Below are 15,310 nucleotides of genomic sequence, written 5' to 3' on the forward strand. Positions count from 1 at the left end.
CCTTCATGTCTTCCTCCTCTTCTTCTTCGTCATCGACGCTCATGCGCGTCGCCGTGGGCGCCTCGGCGCTGCTGGTCGTCGCCGGCCTCGCGGCCTTCTGGTACGCCTCGAACCAGGCGCGCAAGGCGCCGCCCAAGGCGACCGACCACGCCGTCACGGTCACCATTCGCGGCAACGCCTGCGACCCGAACGAGATCACCGTGCCCGCGGGCCGCACGACCTTCACCATCGTGAACCAGTCGAACCGCGCGCTCGAGTGGGAAATTCTCGACGGCGTGATGGTGGTCGAAGAGCGCGAGAACATCGCGCCTGGCTTCTCGCAGACCATGACGGTCAAGCTCTCGCCGGGCGACTTCGCCATCACCTGCGGCCTGCTGAGCAACCCGCGCGGCAAGCTGCACGTCACGCCGTCGGCGGCCTCGCTGGCCGAGGAGGCGCGGCCGTCGCTCGTCAACTACGTGGGCGCGCTGGCCGAGTACCAGGTGTTCCTGCGGTTGGAGGCGGCCACGCTCGACGACGCGGTGCGCGCGCTGGCCGATGCCGTCAAGGCCGGCGACCTGGCGCAGGCGCGCGCGCTCTACGCGCCGGCCCACCAGGCCTACAAGCGCATCGAGCCGATGGCCGAGTTGTTCGCCGACCTCGACGCGCGCATCAACGCCCGCGCCGACTACTTCGAGAAGCGCGAGGCCGACCCGGGCTTCAGCGGCTTCCACCGCATCGAGTACGCGCTGTACGGGCAGGGCGATCCGAAGGCGCTGGCACCGGTCCTCGACCAGTTGCTGGCCGACGTCGAGACGCTGCAGACGCGCCTGCGCGCACTGAGCGTGCCGCCCGAACGGCTCGCGAGCGCCGCCTCCAAGCTGCTGCGCCGCGTGGCCGACAACCTGCCGGCCGGCGGCGAAGACCACTACGGCCACGCCGAGTTGGTGAACCTGCAGGGCAGCTACGAAGGCACGAAGAAGATCGCCGACCTGCTGCAGCCGCTGCTCGTGAAGGCCGCGCCTGCGCAGCAGAAGGCCGTGGACGAGCGCTTTGCCGCCTTCGACGCCGCGCTGGCGCCGTACCGCGAAGGCGAAGGCTTCAAGCCCGCGCCGCTGGACGAGGCGCAGCGCCAGGCGTTGGCTGTGTCGGTGCGTGCGCTGGCCGAGGAACTGGGCAAGGTGAACGCCGCGCTCGGGTTGGAATGAGTTGAGAACGAACCCCATGGAACCGACGAAGAAGAACGACGCCGTCCCCGTCGCGGGACACCCCGCCTCGCCGCACCGCCGCCGCATGCTCGGCGCCGCAGGCGTGGCCTTTGCCGGGCTCGCCGCCGCCGCGCGTGCCGGCGCTGCTACGCCGGGCACGCCCGACGCGGGCGCGCAAGTCACCGACGCGCCGCAAAGCACCCACACGCAAGACCGTGTGCCCTTCCGCGGCAAGCACCAGGCAGGCGTCGTCACGCCGCGCCCGACGGCCGGCATGATCGCCTCGTTCTACGTGCTGGCCGAGAACCGCGCCGACCTGGAGCGGCTGATGCGCACGCTCACCGAGCGCATCGCCTTTCTCACGCAGGGCGGCCCGCAGACCGACCCCGACCCCAAGCTGCCGCCCGCGGGCTCCGGCATCCTCGGCCCGGTGGTGCAGCCCGACGGGCTCACCGTGACCGTGTCGGTCGGTGCGTCGCTGTTCGACGAGCGCTTCGGCCTCGTCAAGAAGAAGCCGCTGCGCCTGAACCCGATGCAGCGCCACCCGAACGACGCGCTCGACGCCGCGCTGTGCCATGGCGACCTGTCGATCCAGTTCTGCGCCAACACGCCCGACACCAACATCCACGCGCTGCGCGACATCATCAAGAACACGCCCGACCTGCTGGTGCTGCACTGGAAGCAGGAAGGCTCGGTGCCGCCGATTCCCGCGGTGGCGGGCCAGCCCGCGGAGAGCGCGCGCAACTTCCTCGGTTTTCGCGACGGCTCGGCCAACCCCGACTCCGCGGACGACACGCTCATGAACAAGCACGTCTGGGTGCAGCCGAACGGCGACGAGCCCGCCTGGGCCGTGGGCGGCAGCTACCAGGCGGTGCGGATCATCCGCAACTTCGTCGAGCGCTGGGACCGCACGCCGCTGCAGGAGCAGGAGGCCATCATGGGCCGCCTGAAGCCCAGCGGCGCGCCGCTGGACGGCGGCAAGACCGAGCACGACGTGCCCGACTACACGAAAGACCCCGAAGGCAAGGCGACGCCGATGGACGCGCACATCCGCCTGGCGAACCCGCGCACCAAGGCCTCGGACGCCAACCTGATGCTGCGCCGGCCTTTCAACTATTCGAACGGCGTCACCAAGTCGGGCCAGCTCGAAATGGGGCTGCTTTTCATCTGCTACCAGGCCGACCTCGAGAAGGGCTTTGTCGCCGTGCAGAGCCGCCTCGACGGCGAGCCGCTCGAGGAATACATCAAGCCCATCGGCGGCGGCTTCTTCTTCACGCTGCCCGGCGTGCAGGGCGCCGACGACTGGCTCGGGCGCAGCCTGCTGGCCGCCTGAGCCTTGCTTTCCTTTTTCATCACCCTCACCGCATCGCACCCAAGGAGATCCATGACCGTGCAGTTCCGCCGCCGCTTCCTCGCCGCTTTCGTCGCAGGCTTTGCCGGCCTTCATGCCGTGGGCGCGCAGGCCGCCGTGTCGCCGCTCGAGCTGGTCGGTCCGATCTCGGACTACAAGATCTACGTGACGCAGAACGTGCGCAAGCTGGCCGCCGACGTGCGCGTGTTCACCGCCGCCGTGAAGGCCGGCGACATCGAGAAGGCCAAGAAGCTCTACGCGCCCACGCGCACCAGCTACGAACGCGTCGAGCCCGTGGCCGAGCTGTTCACCGACCTCGACCAGTCGATCGACTCGCGCGCGGACGACCATGAAAAGGCCGAGAAAGACCCGGCCTTCATCGGCTTTCACCGCATCGAGTACGGCCTGTGGACGCTCAAGAGCACCAAGGACCTGAACCCCGTGGCCGACAAGCTGCTGGCCGATGTGCTCGAGTTGCAAAAGCGCCTGGGCGCGCTGACCTTCCCGCCCGAGAAGGTCGTGGGCGGCGCCGCCGTGCTGATGGAAGAGGTGGCCGCCACCAAGATCTCCGGCGAAGAAAACCGCTACAGCCACACCGACCTGTGGGATTTCCAGTCGAACTTCGAGGGCGCCTACAAGATCGTCGAGCTGCTGCGCCCGCTGGTCGTGAAGCAGGACAAGCCCTTCGCCGAGAAGGCCGACGCCAACTTCAAGGTGGTGTTCGACACGCTGGCCAAGTACCGCACGGCCGACGGCGGCTTCGAAACCTATTCGAAGCTCACCGAGCGCGACCGCAAGATGCTGGCCGGGCGGGTGAACACGCTGGCCGAAGACCTGTCGAAGCTGCGCGGGATGCTCGGATTGAACTGAGTCCGGCCCAGAGGGAGGCACTCATTTCCGCCTGACCCACCACTTTTTGGGGTTGGTCAGGTTTTCGCGAGTGAGAATTGCTAGCATCTGGCTTTTGCTTACTGGCGTGCCCCGGGGTTTCCGGGGGGCGCACCCCCACCGTGCGAAACAACGACCTCGGCGCAGCGCCGACCACCACCGCGCTGAGCCTCGACCAGCTTCCGTCCCATCAGTGGGCCACCGTGCTCGACGTGGCCCGCCCCGACAGCGCGGATGACCGCGAGCTGGTGCTGCGCCTGACCGAAATCGGCTTCGTGCCGGGCGAGGCCGTGCGCATCGTCGCCACCGGCACGCCGGGCCGCGAGCCGCTGGCCGTGCGCCTGGGCCACACCACCTTCGCGCTGCGCCGCCACGAGGCCGCGCTGATCCACGTCACGCCGGGAGCCGCGAACCATGGTTGAAGCCGTCATCCAGGGGCCGGGCCGCCTGGGCGCCACCGCACAGCCCGGGCGCATCGCGCTGCTGGGCAATCCGAACTGCGGCAAGACCGCGCTCTTCAACCTGCTGACCGGCAGCCGCCAGAAGGTGGCCAACTACGCCGGCGTGACCGTCGAGCGCAAGGAAGGCACGCTGCGCACGCCGACCGGTCGCCGCGTGTTCGTGCTCGACCTGCCGGGCGCCTACAGCCTGAACGCACTGAGCGCCGACGAGGCCGTCACGCGCGACATCGTCACCGGCCAAAGCAAAGAGGACCTGCCCGACCTGCTCGTGTGCGTGACCGACGCCACCAACCTGCGCCTGAACCTGCGCCTGGTGCTCGAAGCGCGCCAGCTGGGCCTGCCGATGGTGGTGGCGCTCAACATGACCGACATGGCCAAGAAGCAGGGCATCACGGTCGACACCGCCGTGCTCTCGCGCGAACTCGGCGTGCCGGTGATCGAGACCGTGGGTGTCCACAGCGGCGGCGCGAAGAACCTGCTCGAAGCGCTCGACGCACCGGTCGCCGCCGCTGCGCCCCAGCCCTGGAAGGCGCCCGGCCTGGACGACGTGCTCGCCACGCAGCGCGAAGTGCGCCGCATCCTCGGCCTGGCCGTGAAGGAGCCCGTGGGCAGCCTGGACACCAGCGACCGCATCGACCGCGTCGTCATGCACCCCGTGTGGGGCATGCTGGTGCTGGCCGTCACCATGTTCCTGATGTTCCAGGCCGTGTTCAGCTGGGCCAACGTGCCGATGGACGCCATCAAGGCCGGCACCGAAGGGCTGGGCAACCTCATCAAGACGCACATGCCCGAAGGCATGCTGCAGAGCCTGCTGGTCGACGGTGTCATTGCCGGTGTGGGCGGCGTGATCGTGTTCCTGCCGCAGATCCTGATCCTGTTCCTGTTCATCCTGGCGCTGGAAGATTCCGGCTACCTGCCGCGCGCGGCCTTCCTGCTCGACCGCATGATGGGCACCGTGGGCCTGTCGGGCCGCTCGTTCATTCCGCTGCTGTCGAGCTTTGCCTGCGCCATTCCGGGCGTGATGGCCACGCGCACCATCAGCAACTGGCGCGACCGCATCACGACCATCATGATCGCGCCGCTCATGACCTGCTCGGCGCGGCTGCCGGTGTATGCGCTGCTGATCGCGGCCTTCATTCCGGCGCGCGACGTGGGCGGCATCTTCAACCTGCAAGGCGTGGTGCTGTTCGCGCTGTATGTGTTCGGCATCGTCTCGGCGATGGCCGTGGCCTGGGTCATGAAGCGCTTCCGCGACAGCACGAAGCACTCGCCACTGTTGATGGAACTGCCGGCCTACCGCTGGCCTAGCCCTCGAAACCTGGTCGTGGGACTCTATGAACGAGCATGGATCTTCCTTCAGCGCGTCGGCACGATCATCCTGACGCTCACGATCCTTCTGTGGTTCCTGTCGACCTTCCCGTCGCCGCCCGAAGGCGCGACCGGCCCCGCCATCCAGTACAGCCTGGCTGGCATCATCGGCCGCGGGCTGGAGCACATCTTTGCGCCCATCGGTTTCAACTGGCAGATTTCCATCGCGCTGGTGCCGGGCATGGCCGCACGCGAAGTCGCGGTGGGTGCGCTGGGCACGGTGTACGCGCTCTCGGCCACCGGCGACGACGTGGCCACCGCGCTGGAGCCGCTCATCGCCGGCAGCTGGTCGCTCGCGACTGCGCTGTCGCTGCTGGTCTGGTACGTGTTCGCGCCGCAATGTTTGTCAACGCTGGCGGCCGTCAAGCGCGAAACCGGCTCGTGGAAATACGTGTGGATCATGGCGGGCTACTTATTCGCCCTTGCATACGTGGCATGCTTCTTGACCTATCGCATTGCACTCGCTTTCGGAGCGGGGTAAAACCACAGGGAAAGGGTTGAAGAAGACATGACACAGCAACTGATCGTCGGATTGATCGTCGCGGCCGCCGCGCTCTACGCGGTCTGGCGCTGGATGCCCGCCGGCTGGCGCCGCGGCGCTGCCCGCAAGCTCGCGGCCGGCACGCAGCGCACGGGCCTCATCGATCAGTCCCGCGCCGATCAGCTCGCCGCCTCGCTGGCCAAGACCTCGGGCTGCGGCTCGTGCGACAGTTGCGGCAGCTGTGGTCCCAAGAAACCCGCCGGCGCCGACCCCGTCGACAGCCACAGCCCCACGCCCAGCACCGGACGCTGAGTCCGATGCCCGCGCACATCCTCGTCGCAGGAGGCGGGATCGGAGGGCTGGCCACGGCGCTGGCCCTGTCCCGCGCCAAGCACCGCGCCGACGTTTTCGAACAGGCCGCCGACTTCGGCGAAATCGGCGCCGGCGTGCAGCTCGGCCCCAACGCCACCCGCCGCCTTCAGCAACTCGACCTCGGCCGCGGCCTCGCAGCCATCGCGGCGCGCCCCGATGCGCTCGTGGTCCACAGCGCCGGCAGCGGCGCCGAACTGGCCCGCATGCCGCTGGGCGACGCCATGCAGCAGCGCTACGGTGCGCCGTACTGCTGCGTGCACCGCGCCGATCTGCACACGCTGTTGCTCGATGCCGTGCGCGCACAGGGCACGGGCTCGCTGGTCACGGCCGCGCGCATCCGGCAGGTCGAGACCAGCGACGACTTGGTCTGCGTATCGAGCACCGACGCGCGCGCGTGGGAAGGTGAGGCGCTGGTGGGCGCCGACGGTCTGTGGAGCCTGGTGCGCGCGCAGCTCGAATCCGAATCCGCCGAAGCACCGCCGCGCGTGACCGGCCACACGGCGTGGCGTGCGCTGGTGCGTCAGGCCGATCTGCCTGCGGCGCTGCGTCGTTCGCGCGTCGATGTGTGGCTCGGGCCGCGTTTGCATGCGGTCGCGTACCCGGTGCGCGCGGGTGATGCGCTCAACGTCGTTGTGATTGCCGAATCTGCACCCGCTGGCGATGCACGCGATTGGGATCAGGCCAGCAGCCTTGTTGCGTTGAAGCAGGCGATGGGTCGCAGTTGTGCGGGTCTGCAGGCGCTGCTCGATGCGATGCCGAGCTGGCGCGCCTGGACGCTGAGCGATCGCGCGCCGGTCGCTGGTCCTGCCGACATGGCGCATGAGCGTGTCGCGCTGGTGGGCGATGCAGCACATCCGATGGTGCCGTACCTCGCTCAAGGTGCAGGCATGGCGATCGAGGATGCGGTCGCATTGGCGCACGCGTTGGGCGATACCTCTGCGCTGGGCGTGCCGGCTGCGTTCGCACGCTATGCCGAGTCGCGCTGGGAACGCAATGCGCAGGTGCAGGCACGGGCGCGTCGCAATGGCGAGATCTTTCACGCCACCGGTGCCGTGCGCTTCGGGCGCGACATGGCGATGCGGGTGTTGGGCTCTCGGCTGCTCGATCAGCCCTGGTTGTACGGCGGTTGATTCAGGGCGCGAGCCCAGGCCACCGGGTACTTCCCTCCGCGAATGTCCCCCGCCTTCGGCTCCTCCTTGATTTCGCTGCGGGAAGCACCCAATGTCCTGGGCCCACCGAGCGCTGTCGGTGTGCTGGTCCGATCAACCACTGCTCTGATGACGCTCACGTCGATGGGGTGCCTTGCGCAGCGAAATCAAGGAGGAGGGGCGCAGCCCCGGGGGACATTCGCGGAGCAAGGTTCCCCGTCGGCGGGAGTGTCGCCCTGAACGACAACGCTCAGGCCTTCACAAACGCCCCGTGCAGCCCCAGCGGCAGCGCGTAAGGCAGCGTCGCCTGCGCCACTGGTCCTGCAGCAAGGTGGTCCGCAGCAAAGCACGACAACACCGTCCGCTGCCGCCCAAAGTCCAGCGCCGTACCCAACACCCAACCCGGCTTCGCGCCATCCGGCACGAAGACGTGCTCTTCCACGATCGCCTGCGCGCCGTAGCTGAAACGCTGGCTGCGTCCGGTCTCGATGTCGGTGCGCGCGACAGCGCCGAAGCCGGGCACGTCGGCGCGCGTCTGCGTGGCGTGGACCACCTGGCGGTGGCGCAGGCCGACGCGGCGCGGATCGATGCGCGGGAACTCGGCCTCCAGCGGCAGTTCGCGCTGCGTGGCCTTGCCGGTGCCCAGGTCGAGCGTGGCGACGGTCAGGCGCGGTTCGTTGCGGCGCACGCGGCGTGCGCGCATCACCTCGCGATTGCTGGTGAACACTGACTCGGCGTTCTCCGAGCGCACGTAGTCGACGTGGATGCGCGCGCCGCGCGGCGTGTCTTCTTCCCATGCATTGCCGACGTGGAACAGGAAGCCGGCGGGCAGCTCGAACAGCTGGCGCTTCTCCCAGTTCTGCTTGTCGACCACCAGCGCGCGCATGCCGAGTTCGGGCCGCCAGACGTGGGCGTCGAGAAAGCTCGCGCCGGCCTCCTTGCGCTTGCTGTCGTAGACCAGCGGCGGCATGAGGAACACCAGGTGCCGCGCGGTGACGGCGAAGTCGTGGACCATGGGCAGCTCGGGCACCGGCACGACGGCCGCGCGGCGCAGCGTGCCACCGGGCGCGATCTCGTACAGCGCCAGCAGGCTTTGGCCGGAGCTCACGCCGAAGTTCCACACCGTGCCGTCCGGGTCGACCTTGGGGTGCGCCGAGAAGGGCATGCCCGCGAGGTCGGCGCGCCAGGTCTTCACGCCCAGCGTGTCGAGCGTGCGCGCATCGATGCGCGTGGCCGAGCCGCCTTCCCACAGCGCGAGCACCTCGCCCTGCATCGGCAGCACGCTGGTGTTGGCGACGTTGATGGCGTCGGCCGAGGTGGGTGGCTCCACGCCCGGCGGCATGGTGCCGAAGGCCTCGGTGAGGTGGCGGCCGGCCTTCGCTTCGGCCACGCGCTTGGGCGTGGCGACGTAGCGGCCCTGGTGCCGCACGTCGGCGCCCTCGATCACGAAGCGGTGGACCATGCCGTCGCCGTCGAACCAGTGGTGGTAGCGCTCGCCGCCCAGGTCGTGGCCGGCCGGGCCGACGCGGAACAGCGTGCCGGCGACGGCGTCGGGAAAGCGACCGCGCACGGTGGCGCGGGTCAGCGGCAGGTCGCCCGGGGGCGTGGCGAAGCCGATCTTCCATGGGGCGTCGGCGGCTTCGAACTGGGCTTGCCAGTTGTCATCGGGGGTGCCGGCGGCACGTGCCAGCGGGCTGAAGAGGGGCAGGGCGCCGGCTGTGGCCAGCAGGCGCAGGAGTTCGCGTCGTTCCATGGCGGTGCTCCTCAGCGCAGGTGAATGACGGCCTGCGCGTCGGCCTCGACGCGGAAGGCGGCGGCCTCGAAGTCGGGCGCGCCGCGGTTGCCCTTGGCGTCGTTCGAGAAGCCGTAGCGTTCGATCGGCATGCCCACCAGGTTGGTGTCGAGCTTGCCGTTGCCGTTCTCGTCGGCGAACACGCGCAGCGCGTAGCGCCCCGGTGCCAGGTCGGTGAAGACGAAGCGGGCCTTGCCGTCGCGTGCCGGACCGGTCTGCGAAGCCACGGGCTTGCTCTCGGTGTAGCTGGCGGCGTCGTTGTACAGCGCGACGTAGAGCGTGGCGCCGGCGGCCGGGCCGTCGGCGATGCTGAGGTTCAGGTCGGCGGCCAGGGCGCCGAGGGGGGCGAGCGCGGCAGCCGTAAGAAGGGCGCGCACGGCGGGGCGGGAGAGCAAAGCGGTAAAGTGCATGGCAGGCCTCGTGGTGGATGGAGGGCCCGACGATCCCGCAGTCGCCGGGCGGTGCCCAGCGTCATGCGACGGAATGCGTGAATGCGCGCGCGAAATGCGCGCAGAAGGAGCGAACGCCGCAGCCTGAGTGAGGCCCGGCGCGCTGTCAGGCCTTGTCCTGCCCGTTCTTCGGGGCTTCTGCGGCTTCTTCGATCGCGTGCCCGTTGCCCACATGGCCGGCGTCCGCGAACAGGCTCCAGGCGGCCATGAACAGCGCCGCAATCACCGGCCCGATCACGAAGCCGTTGATGCCGAAGATCGCCATGCCGCCGATGGTCGACATCAGCACGATGTAGTCGGGCATCTGCGTGTCCTTGCCCACCAGCACGGGGCGCAGGATGTTGTCGACCAGGCCGATCACGAACACGCCGATGAAGATCAGCACGCCGCCCTGCCAGAAGTGTCCCGTGGCCAGGTAGTAGATGGCCACCGGCCCCCAGATGAGCGCCGCGCCCACGGCCGGCAGCAGCGACAGGAAGGCCATCAGCACGGCCCACAGCAGCGCGCCCTGCACGCCGAGGAACCAGAACGCCAGCCCGCCGATGGTGCCCTGCGCAATGGCCACGGCCACATTGCCCTTCACGGTGGCGCGGATCACGGTGGTGAACTTGTTCAGCAGGTAGTGCGTGTGCGGCTTGGCCAGCGGCACGGCGTCGCGCATGGTTTTCGAGAGCGTCGAGCCGTCGCGCACCAGGAAGTAAAGCAGGTACAGCATCACGAAGAAGCTGATGACGAAATCGAAGGTGTTCTGCCCGATGGCCAGTGCCTGGCTCGCGATGAGCTGGCTGGCCTGGCCCGCGATGGCCGAAACGCGCGCCTGCCAGGCCGCCATGTCGCCCAGGTTGAAGCGTTCCACGAGGCTCAGCAGCCACTGCGGCGCGGCATCGAGAATCTGCTGGAAGTAGGCCGCGAAGTTGATCTGGCCCGAGCGGATGCTCTGCGTGATCAGCGCCACCTCCTGCACCAGCGACACGCCCACCATCGCCAGCGGCAGGATCACGATGAACAGGCAGATCGCCAGCGTGGAGAGCGCGGCCACGTTGCGCCGGCCGGGCATCTTCCTGAGCAGCCACTTGAACAGCGGCGTGAACAGGATCGCCAGCGCCACCCCCCAGAGCACCGCGCCGAAGAACGGCATCAGCACCCACAGAAAGGCGACGGTGACAGCAGCAAGCAGGGCGAGGAAGACGCCGCGCTGAAGTTGGGGAGAGTTCATAAGTGTCTCGGACTGTAGCCGAGCCGGAACCCGTCGCCGTGTCAGCCGGCGCGCCCTTGTGCGATGCAGCAGGCTTGCCCAAGAAAAACGCCGCGGGCGCAAGGCCGGCGGCGTGTGTCAGCTACTCAATTGATAGCTGAGGCTGGCACAAATGCACAGCAGCACAGCACTAACGCTTGGCTGCGCGCGGCAGCGCCACGGGCGCCAGTGTGGCGCGCAGCCGGCTCGGTGCGTCGGGCTCGGTGGTCGCGTCGACCTCCAGCGCCCGTTCGACATTGCCGATGTGGTCGAGCATGAGCTGGCGCGCCTGTTCGATGTTGCCGGCCTCGAGCGCTTCGACGATCGCGCCGTGCTCCGCGCACGACTGCCCGGCCTCGTGCTTCGACTGGTAGAGCGTGGCGGCCAGCGTGGTGCGGGCCGTGAGGTCGCGCAGCACGTCGACCAGCAGCTGGTGGCCCATCTGCTCGGCCAGGCAGACATGAAAGTCGGCCAGCAGGAAGGCGCGCGTGGCGGCGTCGGCGCCTTCGATGGCGCGCTGCTCGTCGGCGATGTGGTCGCGCAGTTTGCGGATCACCTGGCCCAGCGGCCGGCCCTCGCTCGCGGCCAGGATGCCGGCCTCGACGATGCGGCGCGCCGAGAAGGCGTCGCGCGCTTCTTCGGCCGAGGGCTCCACCACGTACCAGCCGCGGCGCGACTGCACCTCGACGAAACCGCGCGCCTGCAACTGCATCAGCGCCTCGCGCACCATGGTGCGGCTCACCGAGAAGTTCTCGGCCAGCGCCTGCTCGCCGAGCCGGTCGCCGGGCGCGAGCTTCTGCGCGAGGATGGCCTCGACGACGCGTTCGGCGATGGCGGTGGGGCTGACGTCGGCGGGCATGTTTTTCAGTGGGCGGTGGAAGCGGCGGTGCCGGTGTTTACCACGGGCGCTTCAGCCAAAGGCTCGTCGTCGGGCGAGTAGGTGCCGTCGAGCACCGCATGCGCACGCTCGCGGTCGATGTCGCCTTCCCAGGCCGCGATGGCGACGGTGGCCACGCAGTTGCCGATCAGGTTGCCCAGCGCGCGGGCGATGCCCATGAACCAGTCGACCGACAGCACCAGCACCAGGCCGATGGCGGGAATCGCCGGAATCGCGTGCAGCGTGGCGGCCAGCACCACGATGGCCGAGCCCGGCACGCCGTGTGCGCCCTTCGAAGTGACCAGCGCAATCGCCAGAATGGTCAGCAGGTCGGCCATCGAGATCGGCGTGTTGGTCGCCTGCGCAATGAACACCGCCGCCAGCGTGATGTAGATCGAGAACGCGTCGAGGTTGAACGAGTAGCCGGTCGGAATCACCAGGCCCACCGTCGAGTCGCGGATGCCCATGCGGCGCAGCTTGGCCATGATCTGCGGCAGCACGCTGTCCGACGAGGTGGTGGCGAAGACGATGGCCAGCTCTTCACGCAGGTAGCGCAGCAGCTTCCACAGGCTGAAGCCCGAGAAGCGCATCACCAGCCCCAGCACCACGAACACGAAGATCAGCACCGCGCCGTAGAAGAGGGCGACCAGCATGCCCAGCTGCTTCAGCGAGCCGATGCCGTACTTGCCGACCGTGAACGCAATGGCGCCCAGCACGCCGAGCGGCGCCAGCTTGATGATGATCCCCATGATCTTGAACAGCACCAGCGAGAGCGCGTCGACCACTGCGGCCACCGGCGCACCGCGGTTGCCCAGCAGCGAGAGCGCGCAGCCGAACAGCACCGCGAACAGCAGCACCTGCAGCACGTCGCCCGTGGCGAAGGCGGCGACCACCGTGGTCGGAATGAGCTTCATCAGAAACTCGACCGTGCCGCCGCTCGTGAGCTTGTCGGCGTTGGAGGCGTAGGCGCTCATGGCGCTCGCGTCGAGCGCCTTGGGGTCGACGTTCATGCCCACGCCCGGCTCGAACACGAAGGCCAGCACCAGGCCCATCGCCAGCGCGATGGTGGTCAGCACCTCGAAATAGATCAGCGCCTTCACGCCGACCCGGCCCACGCGCTTGAGGTCGCCCGCGCCGGCGATGCCATGCACCACCACGCAGAACACCAGCACGGGAATGATCATCTTGATCAGCTTGATGAAGCCGTCACCGAGCGGCTTGAGCTTGGCGGCGAACTCGGGCGCAAAGAGGCCGACGAGCACGCCCACCACCAGTGCGATGACCACCTGTCCGAAGAGCGATTTGGCAAAGCGAGGCATGGAAATCTCCTGTCGTTGTCGTGTCGAGGTTTTGCATGCAAGGATCGCTTCTTCTTGCATACAAGAACTGTAGGCAAGAAGACTTCAGGGGGTTCAGAGGGTATTCCCGGGGCGTTTCTGTCCCCTGAGCCCGCGCCTTTGAGGCCTGCCGCTACGCGATAAAAAGCAGGGCCGGGCACTCGAGCGAAGCCCGCACGGCCTGCACGAATTCGGCCGCCAGCTGGCCGTCGACCACGCGGTGGTCGAAGGAGGAAGACAGGTTCATCAGGCGGCGCGCGACCACCGCGCCGCCCAACATCACCGGGCGCTGCACGATGCGGTTGACGCCGACGATCGCCACCTCGGGCGCGTTGATGATCGGCGTGGAAGCGATGCCGCCCAGCGCGCCGAGGCTGGTGACGGTGAGGGTCGAGCCGCTCAGTTCGTCGCGCGTGGCCCGGCCCGCGCGCGCGGCATCGGCCAGGCGCGCGATCTCGGTTGCGCAAGACCAGAGGTCGCGTGCTTCCGCGTGGCGCAGCACCGGCACCATGAGGCCGGCCGCGGTCTGGGTGGCGATGCCGACGTGCACCGCGCCGTGGCGCGTGAGCACGCCCGCCTCGTCGTCGAAGCGGGCATTGATCTGCGGAAAGCGGGGCACCGCCAGCACGATGGCACGCACCAGCAGCGGCAGCAGCGTCAGGTGCGCCCGCTCGCCGCCCCAGCGTTCGTTGATTTGCGCGCGCAGCAGCTCCAGCTCGGTCACGTCGACCTCCTCGACGTAGGTGAAGTGCGGGATGCGGCGCATCGCGTCCTGCATGCGTTGCGCGATGCGGCGGCGCACGCCGGTCACGGGCACGGCCTCTTCGTCGTTGCGTTCTGCATAGCGTGCCGCATCCGGCGCCTGCGGACCGGGCCTGCGGACCAGCCAGGCGTCGAGGTCCTCGTGCAGGACGCGGCCGTCCGCGGCGCTGCTCGGCACCTGCCGGAGATCGATGCCGAGGACCGCGGCCCGGTGGCGCACCGCGGGCGCGGCGAGCGGCTTGCCGGCCGAGGGGCGCGCGCGCTCGGCCGGTGCAGGCGCCGGTGCGCTTGCGGGCGCAGTCTGTACCACCTGCGCCTGCGCCTGCGCTTGTGTCTCGCCGCCGGCCCCCACGTCGATCCGGATCAGCTCTGCGCCCACCGCGATCTGCTGGCCCACTTCGCCGCCGAGCGCGAGCACCTTGCCTGCGACCGGCGAGGGAATCTCGACCGTGGCCTTGTCGGTCATCACGTCGGCCAGCACCTGGTCTTCGGCCACCGTGTCGCCGGGCTGCACGCGCCACGCCACCAGCTCCACCTCGGCGATGCCTTCGCCGAGGTCCGGCACCTTGATCGCATGCGTGGCCATTCAGTTCTCCATGGCGCGCCGGAAGGCGGCGCCGACGCGCGCCGGGCCCGGAAAGTAGGCCCACTCCTGCGCATGCGGATAGGGCGTGTCCCAGCCGGCCACGCGCCCGATCGGCGCTTCCAGGTGGTGAAAGCAATGCTCCTGCACCAGCGCCGCCAGCTCGGCGCCGAAGCCGCTGGTCCGCGTGGCCTCGTGCACGATCACGCAGCGGCCGGTCTTCTTCACCGAGGCGGACAGCGTCTGCAGGTCCAGCGGCCACAGGCTGCGCAGGTCGATGATCTCGGCATCGATGCCGGTCTCTTGCGCGGCCGCTTCCGAGACGAAGACCATGGTGCCGTAGGTGATCACCGTCAGGTCGGCGCCGGGGCGGAACACCGCGGCCGATTCCAGCGGCACCGTGTAGTAGCCCTCGGGCACCTCGCCCAACGGATGGGCCGACCAGGACACCAGCGGCCGGTCGTGGTGGCCGTCGAAGGGGCCGTTGTACAGCCGCTTGGGCTCGAGAAAGACCACGGGGTCGTCGTTCTCGATGGAGGCGATCAAGAGGCCCTTGGCATCGCGCGGATTGGAGGGCATCACCGTGCGCAGCCCGCAGACGTGCGTGAACAACGCCTCCGGGCTCTGGCTGTGCGTCTGGCCGCCGTAGATGCCGCCGCCACAGGGCATGCGGATGGTGATCGGCGCGGTGAAATCGCCCGCCGAGCGATAGCGCAGGCGCGCCGCCTCCGACACGATCTGGTCGTAGGCCGGATAGACGTAGTCGGCAAACTGCACTTCCACCACCGGGCGCAATCCGTAGGCACCCATGCCGATGGCAGAGCCGACGATGCCGCCCTCGTTGATCGGTGCATCGAACACGCGCGAGCGGCCGTACTTGGCCTGCAGGCCTTCGGTGCAGCGGAACACGCCGCCGAAGTAGCCCACGTCCTGGCCGTAGATGATCACGTTGTCGTCGCGCGCGAGCATCACGTCCATGGCGGAACGCAGGGCCTGGATCATGGTCATCGAGGCCATGGC

14 protein-coding genes are annotated in these 15,310 nt (G+C 68.9%); 7 read left to right on the forward strand and 7 right to left on the reverse strand.

Annotated features, from left to right (window positions below):
* Nucleotides 1-5: 5 nt before the first annotated feature.
* The 7 genes from efeO (IG196_RS06440) (at nt 6) to IG196_RS06470 (ending at nt 7,238) form a co-directional block, all read left to right on the forward strand.
* Nucleotides 6-1,187, forward strand: coding sequence for an iron uptake system protein EfeO (gene efeO, locus IG196_RS06440; protein ID WP_192195471.1), 1,182 nt, complete (start codon nt 6-8; stop codon nt 1,185-1,187).
* 16 nt (nt 1,188-1,203) lie between these two features.
* The gene (gene efeB, locus IG196_RS06445) at nt 1,204-2,520 is read left to right on the forward strand and encodes an iron uptake transporter deferrochelatase/peroxidase subunit (RefSeq protein WP_192195472.1); all 1,317 of its coding nucleotides are present in this window, start codon (nt 1,204-1,206) and stop codon (nt 2,518-2,520) included.
* Nucleotides 2,521-2,571: 51 nt separating this feature from the next.
* The gene (gene efeO / locus IG196_RS06450) at nt 2,572-3,408 is read left to right on the forward strand and encodes an iron uptake system protein EfeO (RefSeq protein ID WP_099795615.1); all 837 of its coding nucleotides are present in this window, start codon (nt 2,572-2,574) and stop codon (nt 3,406-3,408) included.
* 140 nt (nt 3,409-3,548) lie between these two features.
* Nucleotides 3,549-3,848 carry a FeoA family protein gene (locus IG196_RS06455; protein ID WP_070062301.1) on the forward strand — a complete coding sequence of 100 codons (300 nt, stop codon included), beginning with the start codon at nt 3,549-3,551 and terminating at the stop codon, nt 3,846-3,848.
* A complete protein-coding gene (gene feoB, locus IG196_RS06460; RefSeq protein ID WP_192195473.1) occupies nt 3,841-5,736 on the forward strand; it encodes a ferrous iron transporter B in 1,896 nt (631 codons plus the stop codon). The genes IG196_RS06455 and feoB overlap by 8 nt, the downstream gene beginning before the upstream one ends.
* Nucleotides 5,737-5,763: 27 nt before the next feature.
* On the forward strand, nt 5,764-6,048 hold the full coding sequence (locus IG196_RS06465) for a DUF6587 family protein (protein WP_192195474.1): 285 nt from the start codon (nt 5,764-5,766) through the stop codon (nt 6,046-6,048).
* A 5-nt stretch (nt 6,049-6,053) separates the two neighbouring features.
* Complete coding sequence (locus IG196_RS06470) at nt 6,054-7,238, forward strand: FAD-dependent monooxygenase (RefSeq protein ID WP_192195475.1); 1,185 nt, start codon at nt 6,054-6,056, stop codon at nt 7,236-7,238.
* A 268-nt stretch (nt 7,239-7,506) separates the two neighbouring features.
* Here the strand turns inward: IG196_RS06470 and IG196_RS06475 are convergent, their stop codons facing one another.
* The 7 genes from IG196_RS06475 to IG196_RS06505 form a co-directional block, all read right to left on the reverse strand.
* A complete protein-coding gene (locus IG196_RS06475; protein WP_192195476.1) occupies nt 7,507-9,009 on the reverse strand; it encodes a carotenoid oxygenase family protein in 1,503 nt (500 codons plus the stop codon).
* An 11-nt stretch (nt 9,010-9,020) separates the two neighbouring features.
* A complete protein-coding gene (locus IG196_RS06480) occupies nt 9,021-9,458 on the reverse strand; it encodes a DUF2141 domain-containing protein (RefSeq protein WP_192195477.1) in 438 nt (145 codons plus the stop codon).
* A 145-nt stretch (nt 9,459-9,603) separates the two neighbouring features.
* Nucleotides 9,604-10,713, reverse strand: a complete 1,110-nt coding sequence (locus tag IG196_RS06485; protein WP_192195478.1) for an AI-2E family transporter — start codon at nt 10,711-10,713, stop codon at nt 9,604-9,606.
* Nucleotides 10,714-10,882: 169 nt separating this feature from the next.
* Complete coding sequence (locus tag IG196_RS06490) at nt 10,883-11,590, reverse strand: GntR family transcriptional regulator (RefSeq protein WP_192195479.1); 708 nt, start codon at nt 11,588-11,590, stop codon at nt 10,883-10,885.
* Between the two features lie 5 nt (nt 11,591-11,595).
* Nucleotides 11,596-12,927 (reverse strand): C4-dicarboxylate transporter DctA, encoded by a 1,332-nt coding sequence (locus tag IG196_RS06495; protein WP_101492742.1) that lies wholly within the window; start codon nt 12,925-12,927, stop codon nt 11,596-11,598.
* Nucleotides 12,928-13,078: 151 nt separating this feature from the next.
* Complete coding sequence (locus IG196_RS06500; protein ID WP_192195480.1) at nt 13,079-14,293, reverse strand: dihydrolipoamide acetyltransferase family protein; 1,215 nt, start codon at nt 14,291-14,293, stop codon at nt 13,079-13,081.
* Nucleotides 14,294-15,307, reverse strand: coding sequence for an alpha-ketoacid dehydrogenase subunit beta (locus tag IG196_RS06505; RefSeq protein WP_192195481.1), 1,014 nt, complete (start codon nt 15,305-15,307; stop codon nt 14,294-14,296). It abuts the gene before it with no gap.
* Nucleotides 15,308-15,310 lie beyond the last annotated feature (3 nt).

This window comes from Variovorax sp. 38R (assembly GCF_014843395.1).
Lineage (GTDB): Bacteria > Pseudomonadota > Gammaproteobacteria > Burkholderiales > Burkholderiaceae_C > Variovorax > Variovorax paradoxus_H.

Coding starts and splice junctions, on each gene's coding strand:
- efeO (WP_192195471.1), top strand. CDS start 6: ATGTCTTCCTCCTCTTCTTCTTCGTCATCGACGCTCATGCGCGTCGCC.
- efeB (WP_192195472.1), top strand. CDS start 1,204: ATGGAACCGACGAAGAAGAACGACGCCGTCCCCGTCGCGGGACACCCC.
- efeO (WP_099795615.1), top strand. CDS start 2,572: ATGACCGTGCAGTTCCGCCGCCGCTTCCTCGCCGCTTTCGTCGCAGGC.
- feoB (WP_192195473.1), top strand. CDS start 3,841: ATGGTTGAAGCCGTCATCCAGGGGCCGGGCCGCCTGGGCGCCACCGCA.
- IG196_RS06465 (WP_192195474.1), top strand. CDS start 5,764: ATGACACAGCAACTGATCGTCGGATTGATCGTCGCGGCCGCCGCGCTC.
- IG196_RS06470 (WP_192195475.1), top strand. CDS start 6,054: ATGCCCGCGCACATCCTCGTCGCAGGAGGCGGGATCGGAGGGCTGGCC.
- IG196_RS06475 (WP_192195476.1), bottom strand. CDS start 9,009: ATGGAACGACGCGAACTCCTGCGCCTGCTGGCCACAGCCGGCGCCCTG.
- IG196_RS06480 (WP_192195477.1), bottom strand. CDS start 9,458: ATGCACTTTACCGCTTTGCTCTCCCGCCCCGCCGTGCGCGCCCTTCTT.
- IG196_RS06485 (WP_192195478.1), bottom strand. CDS start 10,713: ATGAACTCTCCCCAACTTCAGCGCGGCGTCTTCCTCGCCCTGCTTGCT.
- IG196_RS06490 (WP_192195479.1), bottom strand. CDS start 11,590: ATGCCCGCCGACGTCAGCCCCACCGCCATCGCCGAACGCGTCGTCGAG.
- IG196_RS06495 (WP_101492742.1), bottom strand. CDS start 12,927: ATGCCTCGCTTTGCCAAATCGCTCTTCGGACAGGTGGTCATCGCACTG.
- IG196_RS06500 (WP_192195480.1), bottom strand. CDS start 14,293: ATGGCCACGCATGCGATCAAGGTGCCGGACCTCGGCGAAGGCATCGCC.
- IG196_RS06505 (WP_192195481.1), bottom strand. CDS start 15,307: ATGGCCTCGATGACCATGATCCAGGCCCTGCGTTCCGCCATGGACGTG.